Origin of the sequence: Desulfoprunum benzoelyticum, assembly GCF_014201505.1 — a bacterium.
Taxonomy (GTDB): domain Bacteria; phylum Desulfobacterota; class Desulfobulbia; order Desulfobulbales; family Desulfocapsaceae; genus Desulfoprunum; species Desulfoprunum benzoelyticum.
In genome coordinates, this window is the sequence record NZ_JACHEO010000015.1 from 78,705 (window position 1) to 94,571 (window position 15,867).

A 15,867-nucleotide genomic window follows, 5' to 3' on the forward strand; every position below is an offset into this window, starting at 1 on the left:
AGCTGGAAATCATCCCCGGCATCGTCAACCGGTCGCAGCCGCCTTGCTCTTTTCCACTATGATCGTAATGTTGTAAACAGAAACGGTTGCATCGGCTGAGCGGCCGGATTTCGCCAACGCGCCCGTCGCCGCCAAGGATCTCTTCCGGACATGCAAAAAATCACCACCGCCTGCAATAAAAAATTGCGCCATTTGACCCAGGTCAAAGACTATCGGCGCTCTTCGGTTATACTGGAGCCATACAACGGCAACATCGACCAACCCCTTTCCCTTGGAGAACACATATGAAGACTTTGCGTAAAATCATTGAGATCGACGAAGAACTGTGCGACGGCTGCGGCCAGTGTGTCCCCGACTGTGCCGAAGGCTCCCTGAAAATCATCGACGGCAAGGCCCGGCTGGTGGCCGATAAATTCTGCGACGGGCTCGGCGCCTGTCTCGGCTCCTGCCCCACCGGAGCGCTGAAGATCGTCGAGCGGGAAGCGGAAGAATTCGATGAGGAAGCGGTCGAGCAGTACCTCGAGGCGGAGAAGAAGAAGGCTGCCGCCCCGGCCATGGATTGCGGCTGCGCCTCCAGCCATATCCAGACGCTGCAACCGATGTCGGCATGTCAACAGGCCAATATCCCGGCGAGCCATCAGGCGACGGGGGCGGAGGCGGCCTCGATGCTCGGTCACTGGCCGATCCAGATCCGCCTGGTCCCGCCGCAGGCCCCGTTTCTGCAGAATGCCGACCTGCTCGTCGCCGCCGACTGTACCGCGATCGCCGCGCGCAATTTTCAGGAGAAGTATCTCCAGGGCAAGGCCGTGCTGATGGGCTGTCCGAAGTTCGACGACGCCGACAGCTACGTCCAGCGCTTCGCCGAGATCATCGCCTCCTGCCGGCTCAAGAGCCTGACGGTGCTGATCATGGAGGTCCCCTGCTGCTCGGCGATGAACGTCATCATCAAAAAGGCCCGCGATCTTTCCGGCGTCGACCTGCCGGTCGACCAGATCACCATCTCGGTGCGCGGCGAGGAACTGGCACGGAAACGCTGGTAGCACCGGCTGCCGCCGGCATATCAGGAAGAAAAGAATGGGACGGTTCCGCCAGGCGGGGCCGTCCTTTTTTGTTTACGGCCATTGCAGGACCGGGCCGGCGGCGGTCATGGCGACCCGGATGCCGAACGGCTGCAGCAGCTGGAAGATCGGGCGGCCGAAGGCGAACAGTTCGAGGCCGAGGGACAGACCCAAGCGCCGCACCGCCTCCTCGCGGAAGGCCAGATCCCGGGCCACCAGGGCCTGCAATGCCGCCCGTTCCGCCGCCGTCACCGATGCCGCCCCCCGCTCCAGGAGCTCCAGATCGGGGCAGGGGCACTCCCGCTCATGCTCCATGATCAGCGGTCGCAGCGGATCGTCGACGGCAACGATGTCGAGCCGGCTGAGAACATCGGTTTCGACCAGAGCCAGGATGGCCGTCGTATCCCAGCATTTCAATACCTTGCAGGCCTGCGGTCGATGAGCGTAGATCAGGCACCCCGCCGCCTCGTCGTAGTAGCAGCAGCGCCAGTCCCGGCCGCTGCCGGCGATCTTCACCAGCTCCACCCGGGTCGCCTGGACCCCGCCGGCCACCGGGTTGTCGGCCAGTTCCCCCTTGCGGATGGTGATCAACCGATCAAGCGGGATGCGGCCCTTTTTGATCAGGGGCAGATCAGTCCGGTGCAGGGCCGGACCGCCCTGGAGGCAGCAGGAGCCGCAGCGTTGGCAGATGCCTGTCGTCATCGTTGTCATGGTGAAAAAATAGGCACAACCGCCCGTCCCCCAGTTCAGAAGTCCATGATATAACTATAGACATCCTCTTCGATCGAGGTCTTGACCTTCAGCCCGGAGTTGTTGAAAATCGCCTGCATCCGCTTGTTGTTGCGCAGGACCTCGGCGGTGAAGCCGCTGATGCCGCTGGCCATCGCAATATGCTGGAGATGTTTGAAGAGGAACTTGCCGACGCCGAGATTCTGCCATTCGTCACGGATGACGAAGGCGACCTCGGCCCGATTGCTCCGCTCGTCGAGGAAGTACCGGCCGACGGCGACAAACTCGTCGCCGTGGGCGGCCGGCACGGTGCCGACAATGGCCACATCCTTGCGGTGGTCGACGTAGACAAAGTTCTGGACCTGCCGCTGACCGAAGCGTTGATGGTGGCTCATGAAACGGTAATAGATCGTTTCCTGCGACAGGTCGTAGAGCAGATCGCGCATCCGCGGTTCGTCGGTGGGATGGACCGGGCGGAAAAAGATCTGGGTGCCGTTCTTCATCAGGCAGGTGGTCTTCATGTAGTCCTGGCTGGCGATAATGAACTTGCCCTCGACCTCGGCGAACTCCTGGCGGATGTACTTGGCATCGATCGCCTCCTTCAGCAGTTGGGCGCGGAAATCGGGATGGGCCACCGAGATCAGGGCCAGGGTCCGATCCTGCACCGTTTTGCCATGGAGGTAGGCGACTCCATGCTCGGTCACCACGTAATGCACCGTTCCGCGGCTGATCACCACCCCCGATCCGGAGCTGAGGCGGGAAACGATCCGTGATTTGCCGTCTTCGGTGGTCGACGGCATCAGCAGGACCGGCCGGCCGCCCTTGGAGATCGCCGCGCCGCGATTGAAATCGACCTGGCCGCCGATCCCGGAGTAGAAGCTGCCCTGTTCCGAATCGGAACAGACCTGGCCGGTGAGGTCGATCTCGAGCGCCATGTTGAAGGTGACCATCAGGTTCTGGCGACCGATGACGTTGGAGTCGTTGACGTACTGGGTTGGACGGAAGGAGAACAGCGGATTGTCGTCGATGTAGTCGTAAAGCCGTCGCGAACCCATGCAGCTGCCGGCGACGATCTTGCCCATATCGGTCGATTTCTTGGCCCCGGTGACCGCGCCGCTGGCGATCAGGTCGATGAGCTCATCGGTGATCAGCTCGGTATGGATGCCGAGATCATGTTTCTCTTTCAGCAGCGGGATGACGGCCTGGGTGATGCGGCCGCAGCCGGGAACACAGCCGAGGCCGAATTCGAGGGTCGCCCCGTCCGGCACCAGGGCGGCGGCCAGCTGGACGATCCGCCTCCCGGTCTCGGAAAGGGGACGGGAGTCGTGACCGAGCAGCGGCACGTCGGCCGGCACCAGGATATCGAGATCGTAGATGTCGATCAGGCTGTCGCCGCGGGTCCAGGGCATCTGCGGGTTGACCTGAGCGATGACCAGCGAGGCGTTTTCGGCCGCGCTCTTGACGATGTCGACCGAGACCCCGAGACTCATCTTGCCGCGCGCATCGGGCGGCGTCACCTGGATCAGGGCGACATCGAGGGGGAGCTGGCCGGAGTCGAAGAGCCGCGGGATATCGGACATCAGGATCGGGGTGTAGTTGCCCCGGCCCTCCATGAAGGCGGCCCGGACGTTATGGCCGATGAAGAAGGAGTTGACCTTGAAGGACTCGCCGTAGCGGCTGTCGATGTACGGGGCGTCGCCCTTGGTCAAGAGCTGGACGATCTCGACATCGGCGAGGTTGACGGCCTCCTTCGTCATCGCCTCGACCAGCACCGTCGGCTCACCGCAGCCGGTGCCGACAAAGACCCGATGCCCCGACCTGACATGGGCCAGGGCCTTCTTCGGCGTTTCGATCATGTCCTGGTAGCGCGTCTGCCAGTTATCGTCGTATTCCATGAGCGAATCCTCCCCGCGGATGCGGTCGTTACTTCAGTGCGGCCAGGGTCATGTGGACATCGGCGACAAGCGGGTCGGAACCGATGTCGCCGACGATGAACGGATTGATGTCGAGTTCGAGGATCTGCGGAAAATCAGTCGTCAGCTGGCTGATCCGCTGCAGCCCGGAGGCGATGGCGCCGATATCCACGCCCTTCTTGCCCCGTCGCCCCTCGAGCATGGCGTAGGATTTGGTCGACTTCAGCATCTGGATCGCCTCGGCCTCGGTGATCGGGGCCAGGTGGAAGGTGACGTCCTTCATGACCTCGACGAAGATGCCGCCGAGGCCGAACATCAGCATCGGCCCGAACTGGGGATCGCGATTCATGCCGATGATGACCTCGAGCCCCTTGCCGATCATCTGTTCGATATAGATCCCGTCGATCCGGGCCGCCGGCACCTTCCGGGCGATCTTCAGCATCATCATCTCGAACAGGTCCTCGACCATCTCGCCGTCGCCGACATTGAGCTGGACCCCGCCGAGATCGCTCTTGTTGATGATGTCGGGCGAGACGATCTTCATCGCCACCGGGAAACCGACCCGTTCGGCGATCTCGACCGCCTCCTCGGCACCGGCGGCCAGCGCCCCCTTGGGGATCTTGAAGCCGTAGGCGTTCAGCACCGCCTTGCCCTTGACCTCGTCGAGGTGCAGGCGACCGGTACGCTGGCGGCGGGTGATGATCCGTTCGACTCGCCGCGAGTTGACCGGGAACCGGGTCACCATCCGCGGCGGCCGGTTCTTCCACAGGGCATAGTGGTACATCGCCTTCAACGCCGCCACCGCCCGTTCCGGCGAGTCGTAGTCGGGGAGGCCGGCCCCGGTCAGCTGGCTGCGGCCCGGCATGACGTCGGTCCCGCCCATGAACGAGGCCACCACCGGCTTCGAGCCGTCGAGGTGCATCGCCAGGGCCATCGCCGTCGCCGCCGGTCTGGTCATGACCTGGGGGGTGAGGATGACGAGGATGGCATCGACCTCGGGATCGTTCTGGGCACTCTGCAGCGCGGCGATGTAGCGTTCGGGGGCGGCGTCGCCGAGGACGTCGATCGGATTGTCGACGGCGGCAAATCGCGGCAGCTGCTCGCGCAGCAGCACCGAGGTCCCGGCGGCGAGCGTGGCTACCCGCATCCCGGCCCTCTCCACCGCGTCGGCGGCGATGGTCCCGGGACCGCCGGCGTTGGTGATGATCAGCACCCGGTCGCCTTTGGGCAGCGGCTGCAGGGCCAGGGCCTGGGCATAGTCGAAGAGGGCGTCGAAGGTATCGGCCCGCACGACTCCCGACTTGTTGAAGGCGGCGCCATAGGCCGTGTCGGCGCCGGCCAGGACGCCGGTGTGAGAGGCGGCGGCCCGCAGGCCGGCGGCCGTCGTCCCGGCCTTGAGAATGATCACCGGCTTGTTCGAGGCGGCCTCCTCCGCCGCCTTGACGAACTTGTCGCCGGTACTGATATCCTCGAGGTAGCCGAGGATGATCTGGGTCTCGTCGTCATGGGCGAGGTAGGTCAGCAGGTCGACCTCGGTGATGTCGGCCTTGTTGCCGACACTGGCGAGTTTGGCCAGGCCGAGGTGTTTCTTGGTGGCGAGATCGAGCATCGCCGTGCAGATCGCCCCGGATTGGGAAAAAATAGAGATGCCGCCGGCCTGAGGCATATGGGGGGCGAACGAGGCGTTGAGCCGGGTCCCGGTATTGATGATGCCGAGGCAGTTCGGTCCCAGCAGTCGCACCCCGTGCCGGGTGCAGAGTTCAACCACCTGCTGCTCGAGGGCCGCCCCGGCGCTGCCGATTTCGCGGAATCCGGCGGTAATGACGATGGCCGCCTTGATCCGGGCCTTGACCGCATCATCCAGTACCGCCAGCACCGACGGCTGCGGGACGACGATGATCGCCAGATCGACCTCCCGGCCATAATCGGTCAGCGTTGGATAACACTGCAGGCCGAGGATGGTGTCGGTCGCCGGGTTGACCGGGATCAACCGGCCGCCAAAGTCACCATGGACCAGGTTGGCGAGGACGTCGTGGCCGACCTTGCCGGGATGTCGCGACGCCCCGATCACCGCCACGGATGCAGGACCGAACAGTTTTTCCAGATCACCGGGCCGTTTCGGCTTTTTTTCGGATGCATTCATGGTTGACGGGCCTGGTTATGGTTTGATGAGCGTGGCATCGGCATGCGGCAACAGCCTGTGCATGACGACGAACAAGACGTCGGCGAAAGACGATAGCATCGCCGACTCCAACCTGGCCGGCAATCACCGGATGGTCCTCGCCCCACCGGAGTCAGGGACGAAAGAGCGGCTGCCGGTCGATCTGGCAAGTGATGCAGGGTGAAGCTTTTCCGGATGCTCTGCCGCGAGGGCAATTGGACAGACCTCCCGCACTGGTGTATGGTACGGCAGATTTTATTCACCGGCGGCGTGAAGCACCGGGTAGTTCCACTCTCCGACTATAGGGGGCCGCCCCCTGAATGACAAGCAAATTATGACCATCATTTTCTACCGCACCCGGCTCTGCCCGCGCTGTTATATGGCCAGAAAGCACCTCCTCGATCTGACCCATGACCGTCCCGACCTGATCGTCGAGGACCGGGAGATCCTCCGTGACCCGATCGCCGCCGGTCGCGACGGGATCACGATGATACCGGCAATCCGGATCGGCGACACGGTGCTGAGCGGGATCTACCTTCACCGCCACCGGATCGAAGATTTCCTCCGGCAGACCGGCTGCCTGTAGACTCCCATCTTCGAATCCGGGGCAGAGGGCGGCCGCCGCAGCGGCGATGCACCTTCCGATCGTCAGGCGTGATGCCGAAGAGCCGTTGCAGGCCGATGGATCCGGATCAAATCTGCCCGGGAGCGTCCGCTGGTCCGGCCAGGTCACTGCGCCTGTCGTGCCGGCGCACCAGATCGCACAGTTCGTCGGCCATCTCGCCGATCACCCCTTCGTCCTGCCCTTCGACCATGACTCTGATGACCGGTTCCGTTCCCGAGGCCCGAACCAGGATTCGCCCCGAGACCCCGAGTTGTTCCGAGAGCTGCCCGACCCGCTGCTGGAATCCCGGGATGGCATCGACTCTGATTTTCCCGGCCGTCCGGACGTTTTTCAGGATTTGCGGAAAATTTTCCATAATTCCGGAAAGCTCGGACAACGGCTTGTGATGCTTCTCCATCACCGCCAGCAGCTGCAGCGCCGCCAGGATGCCGTCGCCGGTCGTGATATGATCGAGGAACACCAGGTGGCCCGACTGTTCGCCGCCGAAGGAAAAGCCTTTGCGCCGCATGCATTCGACAACATAACGGTCGCCGACCCCGGTCCGGACCATCCGTCCCCCCATCCGCTCCATCGCTACCTCGAGCCCCATGTTGGACATGATCGTCGCCACGAGGGTCTTCTTCTTCAATTTCCTGCGCTTCAGCAGATCCTGGGCGCAGATGGCCATGATATGATCGCCGTCGACGATCTCCCCGTGCTCGTCGGCGACGATCAACCGGTCGCCGTCGCCATCGAGGGCCAGGCCGATGTCGGCCCCGACCTCCCTGACCTTGGCGGCCATCAGTCCCGGGTGCAAGGCCCCGCACTGGTGGTTGATGTTCTTGCCGTCGGGAGTGATGGCCAGCGGCGTAACCTGCGCCCCGAGTTCCCGGAACACCCAGGGAGCGACACCGTAGGTGGCGCCGTTGGCGCAATCAAGTACGACGTGAAAGCCGTCAAGGGTATAGTCTTTCGGAAAGGTATTCTTCAGGAAGACGATATAGCGCCCCCTGGCGTCATCGATCCGCGTCGCCTTGCCCACCTCGTCGGCGACCGGACGCAGGGCGGCCATCCTGTCCGAGCGCATCAGCTCCTCGATATGGGCCTCGACCTGGTCCGGCAACTTGAAGCCGTCACTGGAGAAGATCTTGATCCCGTTATCCTGAAAGGGGTTGTGTGAGGCCGAGATCACCACCCCGGCATCGGCCCGCATCGATGTCGTGATAAAGGCGATGCCCGGGGTCGGCAGAGGGCCCACCAGCAGGACATCGACCCCCATCGAGCAGATCCCGGCGGCGAGGGCGTTCTCGATCATGTAGCCGGAGACCCGGGTATCCTTGCCGATGACGATCCGATGCCTCTTGCCCTTCTCCTTGACGATATAGGCGATAGCCCTGCCGACCTGCATCGCGGTTTCAATCGTCATCGGGTAGGTGTTCGCCACCCCCCGGATTCCGTCCGTGCCAAAAAGCTTTCTCATTGTCTTTATATAAATCTCATAGAGTTATCGATTATCATTGATGATCCCGAAGGTTCCGGGGATATCGGTCGGCGCCGGCCGGCGAAGAGCTTGACCTGCGCTGCTCCCTATCCGTTGCCGTTATCCGTCACCTTCTTCATTTTTCGCTGGCTTTCTGACTGGTTGAGATGTGTCGGTTGTCTTTTGTCATCGTCCTTGTCGGGGATGAGAGTGACAAACTCCGGTTCGACGGCGACGACCGTGAGGTCACCACCCGCGTCATCGACCGGAACGACCACGACCTTCATCTTCCCTTCTCCGCCGACCTCGGTGGCGGTGACGCTGAAATTCTCCTTCAGGTTGCCGTTGCCGGTCAACATCGTCTTGGGAATTCTGGCGGTGATCGTCACCACCGATGGCGCGACCGTTCGCCGATCGCCGTCTACGGTTGCTAAAACTTCAATATTCCTTATTTTTTTCTCGACAGTCTCCTGTCCTATCCGGATATCCGCCGTGACCAGGGTGTTACCGATGAGGTCGACAAGGGCCGGATTGAGATTGAGCGGGACCTGGCGCTGCTGCGATTCGGAGATCCCGTCGACATTGATATCGGCGGTATGGAGCTGGTCAACCTGGTTCAGGAGGGTCTCGGGACCGGTGATGGTGATGACCTCCGGGTTCATCTTCAGTCCTTTCAGCACATGTCCCGTCGCTACCTTGCCGTTGACCGAAGGTATCACCGTAAAGTGTTTCTGGACAAGCTTGTCCAGGGAAAGGATGAGCGACGCCGGTTGCACGCGCAGAACCTTGATCCCGCGCGGAACCGGAATCGAATCGGGAGAATTTTCGATCACCATGGTCCCGGGACCGGCTGTGGACAGATCGATCTGTCGGGTGACCGCCTGATTGCTCAACCGGTGGATCTGTGAACTCGGGCCGCTGACCGTCACCTCCATCTCCTTCTTGAACTGGCTGGAGATCACCAGATCCCGGGGCAGATTGATGATTTCGATCGGAACCATGACGATTTTATCAACGGTGTCCTTGCCGCCGACAAAATACCAGAGCATGACGGCCATACACAGCGACAGTCCCTTGAGGAACCAGCTTCTCGACAGCAGGCGCTGCCAGCTGCGAGGATCCAGCAGCTTGTCCTTCAAGCCGCCTATTTTTTTGAAAACCAGCTTTTCCATGAATGGGAAGGCCCTTCCTTTTCGATGAATATGGCCCTGAGGCTGTTTATCAGATTGATCTCGTCAGGTTGCGTGGTCAAGACGCCGTTTTTGACAATCGAAATCTCCTGCGTCTCCTCCGATACGACAACGATCACCGCATCAGTCTCCTCACTCAGCCCGATCGCCGCCCTGTGTCGCGTTCCATAACGTTTATTGATAAAAGGATTCTGCGACAGCGGGAGAATACAGCCTGCCGTCAGAATACGGCCGTTGCCGACGATGACGCCGCCGTCATGGAGCGGCGAGACCGGCATGAAAATCGAAATCAGCAGTTCGCGGGTCAGTCTCGCGTCGAGTTCTATCCCGGATTCGACAAAATCACGCAGGCCGGTCTCCCGTTCAATGACGATCAGGGCGCCGATCCGACGCTTGGCCAGGTACTGCACCGAGCGAATGATTTCATCGAGATCCTTGTCGGCAAAATCCATGTCCTTCTGGAACGGTGTCTTGCCGACCTGGGTCAAGGCCCGGCGGATATCCTGCTGAAAGACGATGATGACGATCAGAAGGATGGAGCTGAGAAAATTCTGCAGCAGCCACATGAGGGTGGACAGATCGAGAACCTTGGCGAGGGAATAGACGATGGACAGAATGATCAGCCCAAGGGCCATCTGCACCGAACGGGTTCCTCGAATGATGGAAATCAGCTGATTTATGACAAAAGCGACAACGAGAATATCGACGATATCCTGCCAGCGGTAATAGTTGAAAAGATCCATCATCGTAAAGAGACACCATCCGTTAGTGCATTCAGCCTGTCACATCCCTGCAGGATTCACTTCCCTTGAGCTCGGGGATTGAGGAGAAAGTCCGCATTATCAATCCGTAGGACACATTGAAGTGTTAAATCCTACCAGCACCCTTCTCAAGATACAAGAAATACTCTTTTGTCCACAACCTGCCCCATTGACAGCTGATATTCAAAGTTCCAGTGCAATATCAAATCGTTCCAATAATATTCCAGGCTCGTTCCCGGAGCAGTGAAAATTGATCGGGCCGATGCGGGCGGGGAACCACCGGCAGGTCTGCATTTCGTTGCTTATGAATTTTTTTTCATGACATCTCCCGGTATTGCCTGTACTCTTTGCATTCTTCCGCCGGCCCCTCGCCGTGCCCGCAGGCACATGCTCCACCGGGCAACGGCAGTTCAATCGCCAGAAAAGAGGATCCCCAGCCGAATCTGACACATAAATCACGTTTTCCCGTACACCTACCTGACCAGCAGTCAGTCAACCAGTACCTACCACCACACGCATTCATGTCGGACAATTTTGGCAACATTTCCATTTCCCCTGCCGGACCGGAACGTCCCCCTGCATCCACAGCGGGAAAAGGGCGCAGCGACCGGCGACTCAAAAAACGCGTACCAGACAAAAAACGTCCCGGCAAAAAGGACCGGCCGGCCACCCCGGGATCCACGGGACGCCTGATCAAGGTCCTGATCCCCGGCATCCTCCTCCTGCCGCTGCTCTATGCCCTCGGCGGCTTCTGGCTTGTGCCTCTTTATCTCAAAAAATCCCTCCCGGAAACGGTCAACGCCAGGACAGGGATGGATCTGGCGATAAAGGCTATAAAGTTCAACCCCTTCACATTCAATTTTTCGCTGCAGGATCTGCAACTCCAGGCATCACGCCCGAGCGAGGACAACCGGCACCTGCTGCGGATATCGCGTATCGAAGCCGACCTTGCCCCCTTGTCCCTGCTGCGACACGATCTCGTCAGCAACTCCCTGGCAATCAAGGGGATTGAGATGAACATCGTGCGTTCCCACGACAATCGTTACAATATAAAGGATCTTTTTTCCGTTGGCCGGACCGGGACGTCTTCCGACATCATCAGTTTCGCCGAACTGCCGTTTCTGTTTTCGCTGAACAACATCTCGATCAGAGACAGCAGCGTCACCTTCCAGGATATCCCGGCGGCAACGACCCACACCGTCGAACAGATTGAACTCGACCTGCCCTCCCTGTCCAATTTTCCATTCGAGACCAGTCAGTACATCCGTCCCAAATTTTCCGCCGTGATCAACGGCAGCAAGGTGGAACTGACCGGACAGACCTCGATCCCGGCAAAGGCCAACGACACGGGAAGCGAAACCAAACTGTCGTGCAGGATCGAGGGCGTGGACCTGCCGCAGTACTTCAATTACCTCCCGGTTACAGCACCGATCGCCCTGACGAAGGGCAAGGCCGACGGCAGCCTTGAGCTCACCTTCACCCGCGGCACGATGGAGCAGGAAGCCAGGTTCTCGATCGACTTCACCGGCAGGGTTGCCGACATGGAAATCACCGGCGAGGAGTATCCTCTCGAAGCGACCATCCCGAATGCCGTCCTGGAAGGTTCCTTTTCCCCGATCGACCGGCGGCTCCATATCCGCAAGTTGTCCCTCACCACCCCACGCATGCAAGGCCGGGAGACAGAGATCGTCGCCTTGACCATCCCGTTCCTGCCGACCAGCGGCAACAGTACCGAGCAGCCTGCCGGAGGACCACGCCCGATCTCGGCCACAGTCGACCTCTTTGCGATCGAAGACGGTTCCGTCGCCATTGTCCGGGATGAAAAAGCCAAACCCGAATCGTGGTCCTCCCTGCAGATGACCGTCAGGAACTACCGCTGGAACACCCCCCCTCCCGCCGATGGCACGTCCGGCGGGAGCTTCAAGGTCAGCGGCGAAAACACGGCCTCCGACACAACCTTTTCCTGGCAGGGCGCGATCGAGAGCGACGGTGCCTTGAACGGTCCGTACCAGCTTGACAACATCTCCGCCGCCACCTTCCTGGCGACGATCGGCATGCCCCCTGAAACCGTCCGGTCCGGCAAAGCAAACCTTCAGGGCAAGCTCAAGGTATCACGAGAAAAGGCGAAGGAAATGCGGCCGGCCGTGGACCTCTGGGAAACAGAAACCACCTTGCAGGACCTGAAACTTGTGGCCGGCGGCAAACTGTGGCTGCAGGCGCCGATACTGACACTGTCCGGCCTTTCGAGAAGCGGCGCCAAGGTCAACCTGGGCGACCTGCGACTTGAGAACGGCTCTATCGCTCTCCAGGCCGGCGAATTCCCCGACACTTTCACCGCTCTTGCCGCCCAGAACGGCAAGATAACCGTGAATTCCATCGACTACAGCGGCAAGATCTCCGTCGCCGGCAAGACCTCGACCCCGCTGGCGCTCAGCTCTGTACTGCTGCAGGCAAAATCCCTCGACAACCGGCAGAATACCGGCGACAACCTGGTGTTTTCGGCCACAATCAACAGCAAGGGGAACATCAAGGCTAGGGGGACGGCTCGGCTGGCTCCTTTTCAGGCGACCCTCGACACCGGATTTTCCGGTCTCGAGGCACAAACAATGCTGCCCTGGTTCTCTTCGCTGCCGCTGTTGACCGAAGCACGGACGACCCTTGCCGGCAAAGGGCAGCTGACCTTGCCGGACGCATCCTTCAATGGTGAACTGAAATTCGATGAGGCGGTCTTCAAACATGCCGACAAGCCCCTTCTGACCTGGAAACAGTGTGATATCCAGGGCCTTTCCTACTCCAGAAGACCTTTTCATCTCGGTATCGCCCAAATGGATATCGATTCCCCGGTCATGAACTGGCAACGGGCACCAGACAAGCCGCACCCGTCTCAGCAGTTCGGCGCCTTTCTCCAGGACATGCTGCCGGAGGAGAAAACAGTCCAGAGCGGCGACAAGGGGAAAATCGCCACATCGCAGCTCGACATCGGGAAAATAACCATCACCAACGGGAAGATCCCGTACCGCGACACCCGGCTCTCGCCCCCCTGGTCGACAACCATCCTGATAACCGAGGGCTCGATCACGAACATCCATTCGTCGGGCGCCGGCGAAACCGGCCGGTTTTCATTTTCCGGCAATCTCGACCAGACGGCCTTTACCCTCTCCGGCGCCGCTGATCTGTTCGGGAAGACCCCCGGCGGCGAGACCGCCTTCCAGGCCTCCAACTGGCGCCTCTCGGATTTCGCGAAGTACGTGCCGCCCGAGTTGGGCATCGATAGCCGCAAAGCCACATTTTCGGCCACCGGCTCGACAACCTGGAACAACGGCCGCCTGGCGGAGAATGCACGATTTGTTTTCAGCAACCTGCAGACTGCTGCCGACGCCGACGCCGCCCTGCCCCTGGCCTTCCTGACCGACACCGAAGGCAAGGTCGTCCTCGAGATCAAGGGTGAGCGTGATCTCCCGGGGGAAAACATCCCGGTCCTCCACGACGCTCTGGCCACCTTCCAGCGCCAGATCATCAAGGCCAAGGTCTCTCCGATCCTGCTGGCCGGCAGTGACTTCGCCGACCTGGTCGGCAGCGAGTTTGCAGAATTCCGGCCGGGAGGCTATGAATTGACCGAGCAGGGGCGGAAAATTCTGGCCCGCTTCGCTGCTCTCTGCAGCAGCCATCCGTTCGTCGGCATCCGCATAACCGGAGCGGCGGACAGGATCGTCGATGGCGATGCCCTCAACCGCCAGCTCGAGGACAGCGAAGCCCGACGTGTTGCCGAGGAGAATGAACGCAGAAAGGCGGCATGGCAGGAGGCGCGGGACGAGGAACTGGCCAGGCGCAGGTCTGAGGCCAGCACGTCGCAGGATTTCATTGAGGAAGACCTGATGCTCGACTATCCCGCGTTCGTTCCCCTGAAGCCGGCCCCTGTTGCCTTTCAGGACTCCATGCTGAAAGATCTCGCCCGGAGACGGGCGGAACTGGTGCAGAAGCTGCTGGTCGACCAACTTTCCCTCGCCCCGCCCCGGATCACCGTAGCGACGAAACCACGGGTAACCGCAGACAGCGACGCGCCCGGCAATCGCGCCCTGCTCGAGCTGCGCGCCATCGCCGCTCCGAAAAATGCCGCTGGCGACCAGGGGGGCGGGAAGGAATGAGCACCAAGCCCCCGCTTTGCAACCCTGCGGTCATCCCGCGGCTTCGGTACTGACGCCTATGTTCGGCCTGGAATGGGACACCTTCGAAACCACCCTGCGGTGGCTCGGCATCACCTCCCTGTTGACCTTTTTCATCAGCCTGGCGTTGATCCCCTGGCTGATATCGAGGCTGCCGGTTGATTATTTCGTCCGCCCCCACCCTTTTCGCCACCCATTTTCAGCCGGTTCCGGTCTGTTTTTCCCTCTCTGGTTCGTCCTTCGCAACATTGCCGGCGTCGTCGTCCTTCTCGCCGGAATCGCAATGCTCTTTCTGCCCGGGCAAGGCATCCTGACGATCATTCTCGGGATCGCCCTGATGTCGTTCCCCGGCAAATACCGCCTCCTCTTTGCCCTGACGACCAAAGCATCGGTTCAGCACAGCCTTGATTGGATCAGGACGAAAACGGGTCATCCGAAATTTATCTGGCGGTCAGATGTGCAGAGGTAAAAAGATCTGCCCGCAGACCTTCACCCCCCAGACGCATACCGCTGTGGGTGGGGGGTCGGCCTCCCTTCGACGGTACCGCGGCAACGCTGCGTTTTTTCGAAAAAGTGGAAAATAAACTCCGATTTTTCCACTTTTTCGTATAGTATGGTTCTATTATGCTCTCCTCTCTTTTTCGGATTTAGACCGCAGCAATCCTTATGAACGAACATCAAGCCGTAATGAACGATACCAGTCAGGATATCGAACGTCTGATTCATAATCAGAAAAGTCTCCTTGATGTGATGCCGTCGATGGTCATGATCATCAAGGAGTTCGATTCCATCGAATACATGAATGCAAGCGCCACCCTCTTTTTCGGAAATCTTCTCAAAGGGGAGTCCAACAATCGCTTATACACGGCCGAAGAGACGATCAACGCCCTCCTGCTTCTCAGCCGCAAGGGGCAGACACAGAAAAAACCCGGTGAAAAACTCGAAGAGAAGATCAACGGCCACCACGTTCAGTATGCCATCGCACCGTTCATCGGTTACCGCGGCGATCGTCTTTCCTGGCTCTTCATCCACGACCTGACCGAAGAAAAAAACCATATCGAGGAACTCTCCCTTTTTCACAAGAGCATCGAGACCATCCTGACCGACAAGATCAACGAACTGAAGGAAAGCGAACGAATACGTCAATCGCTGTCCCAGGAGCTGAACCACCTCAAGGACCACTTGGAGAAGAAGGAACCGGTGGAGGGGACCATGGTCGGCAGCAGCAAGTCCTTGCGGGAGCTGCGCGACATGGTATCGCAGGTTGCCAAGTCGGACGCCACTATCCTCATCACCGGCGAGTCGGGGACCGGCAAGGAACTGGTGGCCAACCTGATCCGGGAAACCAGCAACCGCTGTGACAAACCGTTCCTCAAGATCAACTGCAACGCGATCAACGATTCGTTGCTCGAGAGCGATCTCTTCGGCTACGAGAAGGGCGCATTCACCGGCGCCGACAACAAGAGAAAAGGAAAATTCGAGGTCGTCGACGGGGGAACGATCTTTCTCGACGAGATCGGCGACATCAGTTCGAGGATGCAGTCTGCCATGCTCCGAGTTCTGCAAGACGGAGAACTTATCCGGGTTGGCGGAAATACGCCGGTAAAAGTCGATGTTCGGATCATCGCCGCCACCAACGCCGACCTGGCAAAGGCCGTCCAGGCGGGAACGTTCCGCCTCGATCTGTATTATCGCCTCAATATCATAAATATTTCTGATTACCACTGAAACTCAGCCTCGACAGATTTATCCGTGATGGGACACTATCTGTCCTACCAACCATGGTAAGGTACTCTCTCAGAACAACC

At 60.0% G+C, this 15,867-nt stretch carries 13 protein-coding genes; 6 read left to right on the forward strand and 7 right to left on the reverse strand.

Features of this window, described 5'->3' with window-relative positions; translation table 11 throughout:
• Window positions 1-24 precede the first annotated feature (24 nt).
• Window positions 25-261, reverse strand: coding sequence for a hypothetical protein (locus HNQ81_RS12490; protein WP_183351635.1), 237 nt, complete (start codon window positions 259-261; stop codon window positions 25-27).
• 23 nt (window positions 262-284) lie between these two features.
• On the opposite strand from HNQ81_RS12490, the gene HNQ81_RS12495 reads away from it, so the two are divergent.
• Window positions 285-1,040, forward strand: a complete 756-nt coding sequence (locus tag HNQ81_RS12495) for an ATP-binding protein (protein WP_183351636.1) — start codon at window positions 285-287, stop codon at window positions 1,038-1,040.
• 72 nt (window positions 1,041-1,112) lie between these two features.
• On the opposite strand, the gene HNQ81_RS12500 is transcribed toward HNQ81_RS12495, so the two are convergent.
• Genes HNQ81_RS12500 through HNQ81_RS12510 form a run of 3 tightly spaced genes read right to left on the reverse strand, consistent with a single transcriptional unit; the run spans window position 1,113 to window position 5,843 of the window.
• Window positions 1,113-1,760 (reverse strand): YkgJ family cysteine cluster protein, encoded by a 648-nt coding sequence (locus HNQ81_RS12500; RefSeq protein WP_183351637.1) that lies wholly within the window; start codon window positions 1,758-1,760, stop codon window positions 1,113-1,115.
• A 44-nt stretch (window positions 1,761-1,804) separates the two neighbouring features.
• Window positions 1,805-3,682, reverse strand: a complete 1,878-nt coding sequence (locus HNQ81_RS12505; protein ID WP_183351638.1) for a bifunctional acetyl-CoA hydrolase/transferase family protein/GNAT family N-acetyltransferase — start codon at window positions 3,680-3,682, stop codon at window positions 1,805-1,807.
• Between the two features lie 28 nt (window positions 3,683-3,710).
• Window positions 3,711-5,843, reverse strand: coding sequence for an acetate--CoA ligase family protein (locus tag HNQ81_RS12510; RefSeq protein ID WP_183351639.1), 2,133 nt, complete (start codon window positions 5,841-5,843; stop codon window positions 3,711-3,713).
• Here HNQ81_RS12510 and HNQ81_RS12515 point away from each other — a divergent pair.
• Both HNQ81_RS12515 and HNQ81_RS12520 read left to right on the forward strand, forming a co-directional pair.
• The gene (locus tag HNQ81_RS12515; protein WP_183351640.1) at window positions 5,842-6,045 is read left to right on the forward strand and encodes a hypothetical protein; all 204 of its coding nucleotides are present in this window, start codon (window positions 5,842-5,844) and stop codon (window positions 6,043-6,045) included. The two genes, HNQ81_RS12510 and HNQ81_RS12515, sit on opposite strands and share 2 nt — an antisense overlap.
• Window positions 6,046-6,195: 150 nt before the next feature.
• A complete protein-coding gene (locus HNQ81_RS12520) occupies window positions 6,196-6,447 on the forward strand; it encodes a glutaredoxin family protein (protein WP_183351641.1) in 252 nt (83 codons plus the stop codon).
• A 106-nt stretch (window positions 6,448-6,553) separates the two neighbouring features.
• Here the strand turns inward: HNQ81_RS12520 and glmM are convergent, their stop codons facing one another.
• The 3 genes from glmM to cdaA all read right to left on the reverse strand — a co-directional run bounded on the left by glmM (window position 6,554) and on the right by cdaA (window position 9,881).
• Window positions 6,554-7,945, reverse strand: a complete 1,392-nt coding sequence (gene glmM, locus HNQ81_RS12525; RefSeq protein ID WP_183351642.1) for a phosphoglucosamine mutase — start codon at window positions 7,943-7,945, stop codon at window positions 6,554-6,556.
• 107 nt (window positions 7,946-8,052) lie between these two features.
• A complete protein-coding gene (locus HNQ81_RS12530; RefSeq protein WP_183351643.1) occupies window positions 8,053-9,117 on the reverse strand; it encodes a CdaR family protein in 1,065 nt (354 codons plus the stop codon).
• Complete coding sequence (cdaA, locus tag HNQ81_RS12535; RefSeq protein ID WP_183351644.1) at window positions 9,090-9,881, reverse strand: diadenylate cyclase CdaA; 792 nt, start codon at window positions 9,879-9,881, stop codon at window positions 9,090-9,092. Before cdaA ends, HNQ81_RS12530 begins: the two co-directional genes overlap by 28 nt.
• A gap of 536 nt (window positions 9,882-10,417) precedes the next feature.
• On the opposite strand from cdaA, the gene HNQ81_RS12540 reads away from it, so the two are divergent.
• The 3 genes from HNQ81_RS12540 (at window position 10,418) to HNQ81_RS12550 (ending at window position 15,787) form a co-directional block, all read left to right on the forward strand.
• The gene (locus tag HNQ81_RS12540) at window positions 10,418-14,041 is read left to right on the forward strand and encodes a DUF748 domain-containing protein (protein ID WP_183351645.1); all 3,624 of its coding nucleotides are present in this window, start codon (window positions 10,418-10,420) and stop codon (window positions 14,039-14,041) included.
• A 58-nt stretch (window positions 14,042-14,099) separates the two neighbouring features.
• Window positions 14,100-14,528: a PGPGW domain-containing protein gene (locus HNQ81_RS12545; RefSeq protein WP_183351646.1), complete on the forward strand. Its 429-nt coding sequence runs from the start codon at window positions 14,100-14,102 to the stop codon at window positions 14,526-14,528.
• Window positions 14,529-14,725: 197 nt separating this feature from the next.
• Window positions 14,726-15,787 carry a sigma 54-interacting transcriptional regulator gene (locus HNQ81_RS12550; protein WP_205240200.1) on the forward strand — a complete coding sequence of 354 codons (1,062 nt, stop codon included), beginning with the start codon at window positions 14,726-14,728 and terminating at the stop codon, window positions 15,785-15,787.
• Window positions 15,788-15,867 lie beyond the last annotated feature (80 nt).

What these genes read in the sequence shown, in the direction of transcription:
- HNQ81_RS12495 (WP_183351636.1), top strand. Translation starts at nt 285, where the DNA reads ATGAAGACTTTGCGTAAAATCATTGAGATCGACGAAGAACTGTGCGAC.
- HNQ81_RS12500 (WP_183351637.1), bottom strand. Translation starts at nt 1,760, where the DNA reads ATGACGACAGGCATCTGCCAACGCTGCGGCTCCTGCTGCCTCCAGGGC.
- HNQ81_RS12505 (WP_183351638.1), bottom strand. Translation starts at nt 3,682, where the DNA reads ATGGAATACGACGATAACTGGCAGACGCGCTACCAGGACATGATCGAA.
- HNQ81_RS12515 (WP_183351640.1), top strand. Translation starts at nt 5,842, where the DNA reads ATGGTTGACGGGCCTGGTTATGGTTTGATGAGCGTGGCATCGGCATGC.
- HNQ81_RS12510 (WP_183351639.1), bottom strand. Translation starts at nt 5,843, where the DNA reads ATGAATGCATCCGAAAAAAAGCCGAAACGGCCCGGTGATCTGGAAAAA.
- HNQ81_RS12520 (WP_183351641.1), top strand. Translation starts at nt 6,196, where the DNA reads ATGACCATCATTTTCTACCGCACCCGGCTCTGCCCGCGCTGTTATATG.
- glmM (WP_183351642.1), bottom strand. Translation starts at nt 7,945, where the DNA reads ATGAGAAAGCTTTTTGGCACGGACGGAATCCGGGGGGTGGCGAACACC.
- HNQ81_RS12530 (WP_183351643.1), bottom strand. Translation starts at nt 9,117, where the DNA reads ATGGAAAAGCTGGTTTTCAAAAAAATAGGCGGCTTGAAGGACAAGCTG.
- cdaA (WP_183351644.1), bottom strand. Translation starts at nt 9,881, where the DNA reads ATGATGGATCTTTTCAACTATTACCGCTGGCAGGATATCGTCGATATT.
- HNQ81_RS12540 (WP_183351645.1), top strand. Translation starts at nt 10,418, where the DNA reads ATGTCGGACAATTTTGGCAACATTTCCATTTCCCCTGCCGGACCGGAA.
- HNQ81_RS12545 (WP_183351646.1), top strand. Translation starts at nt 14,100, where the DNA reads ATGTTCGGCCTGGAATGGGACACCTTCGAAACCACCCTGCGGTGGCTC.
- HNQ81_RS12550 (WP_205240200.1), top strand. Translation starts at nt 14,726, where the DNA reads ATGAACGAACATCAAGCCGTAATGAACGATACCAGTCAGGATATCGAA.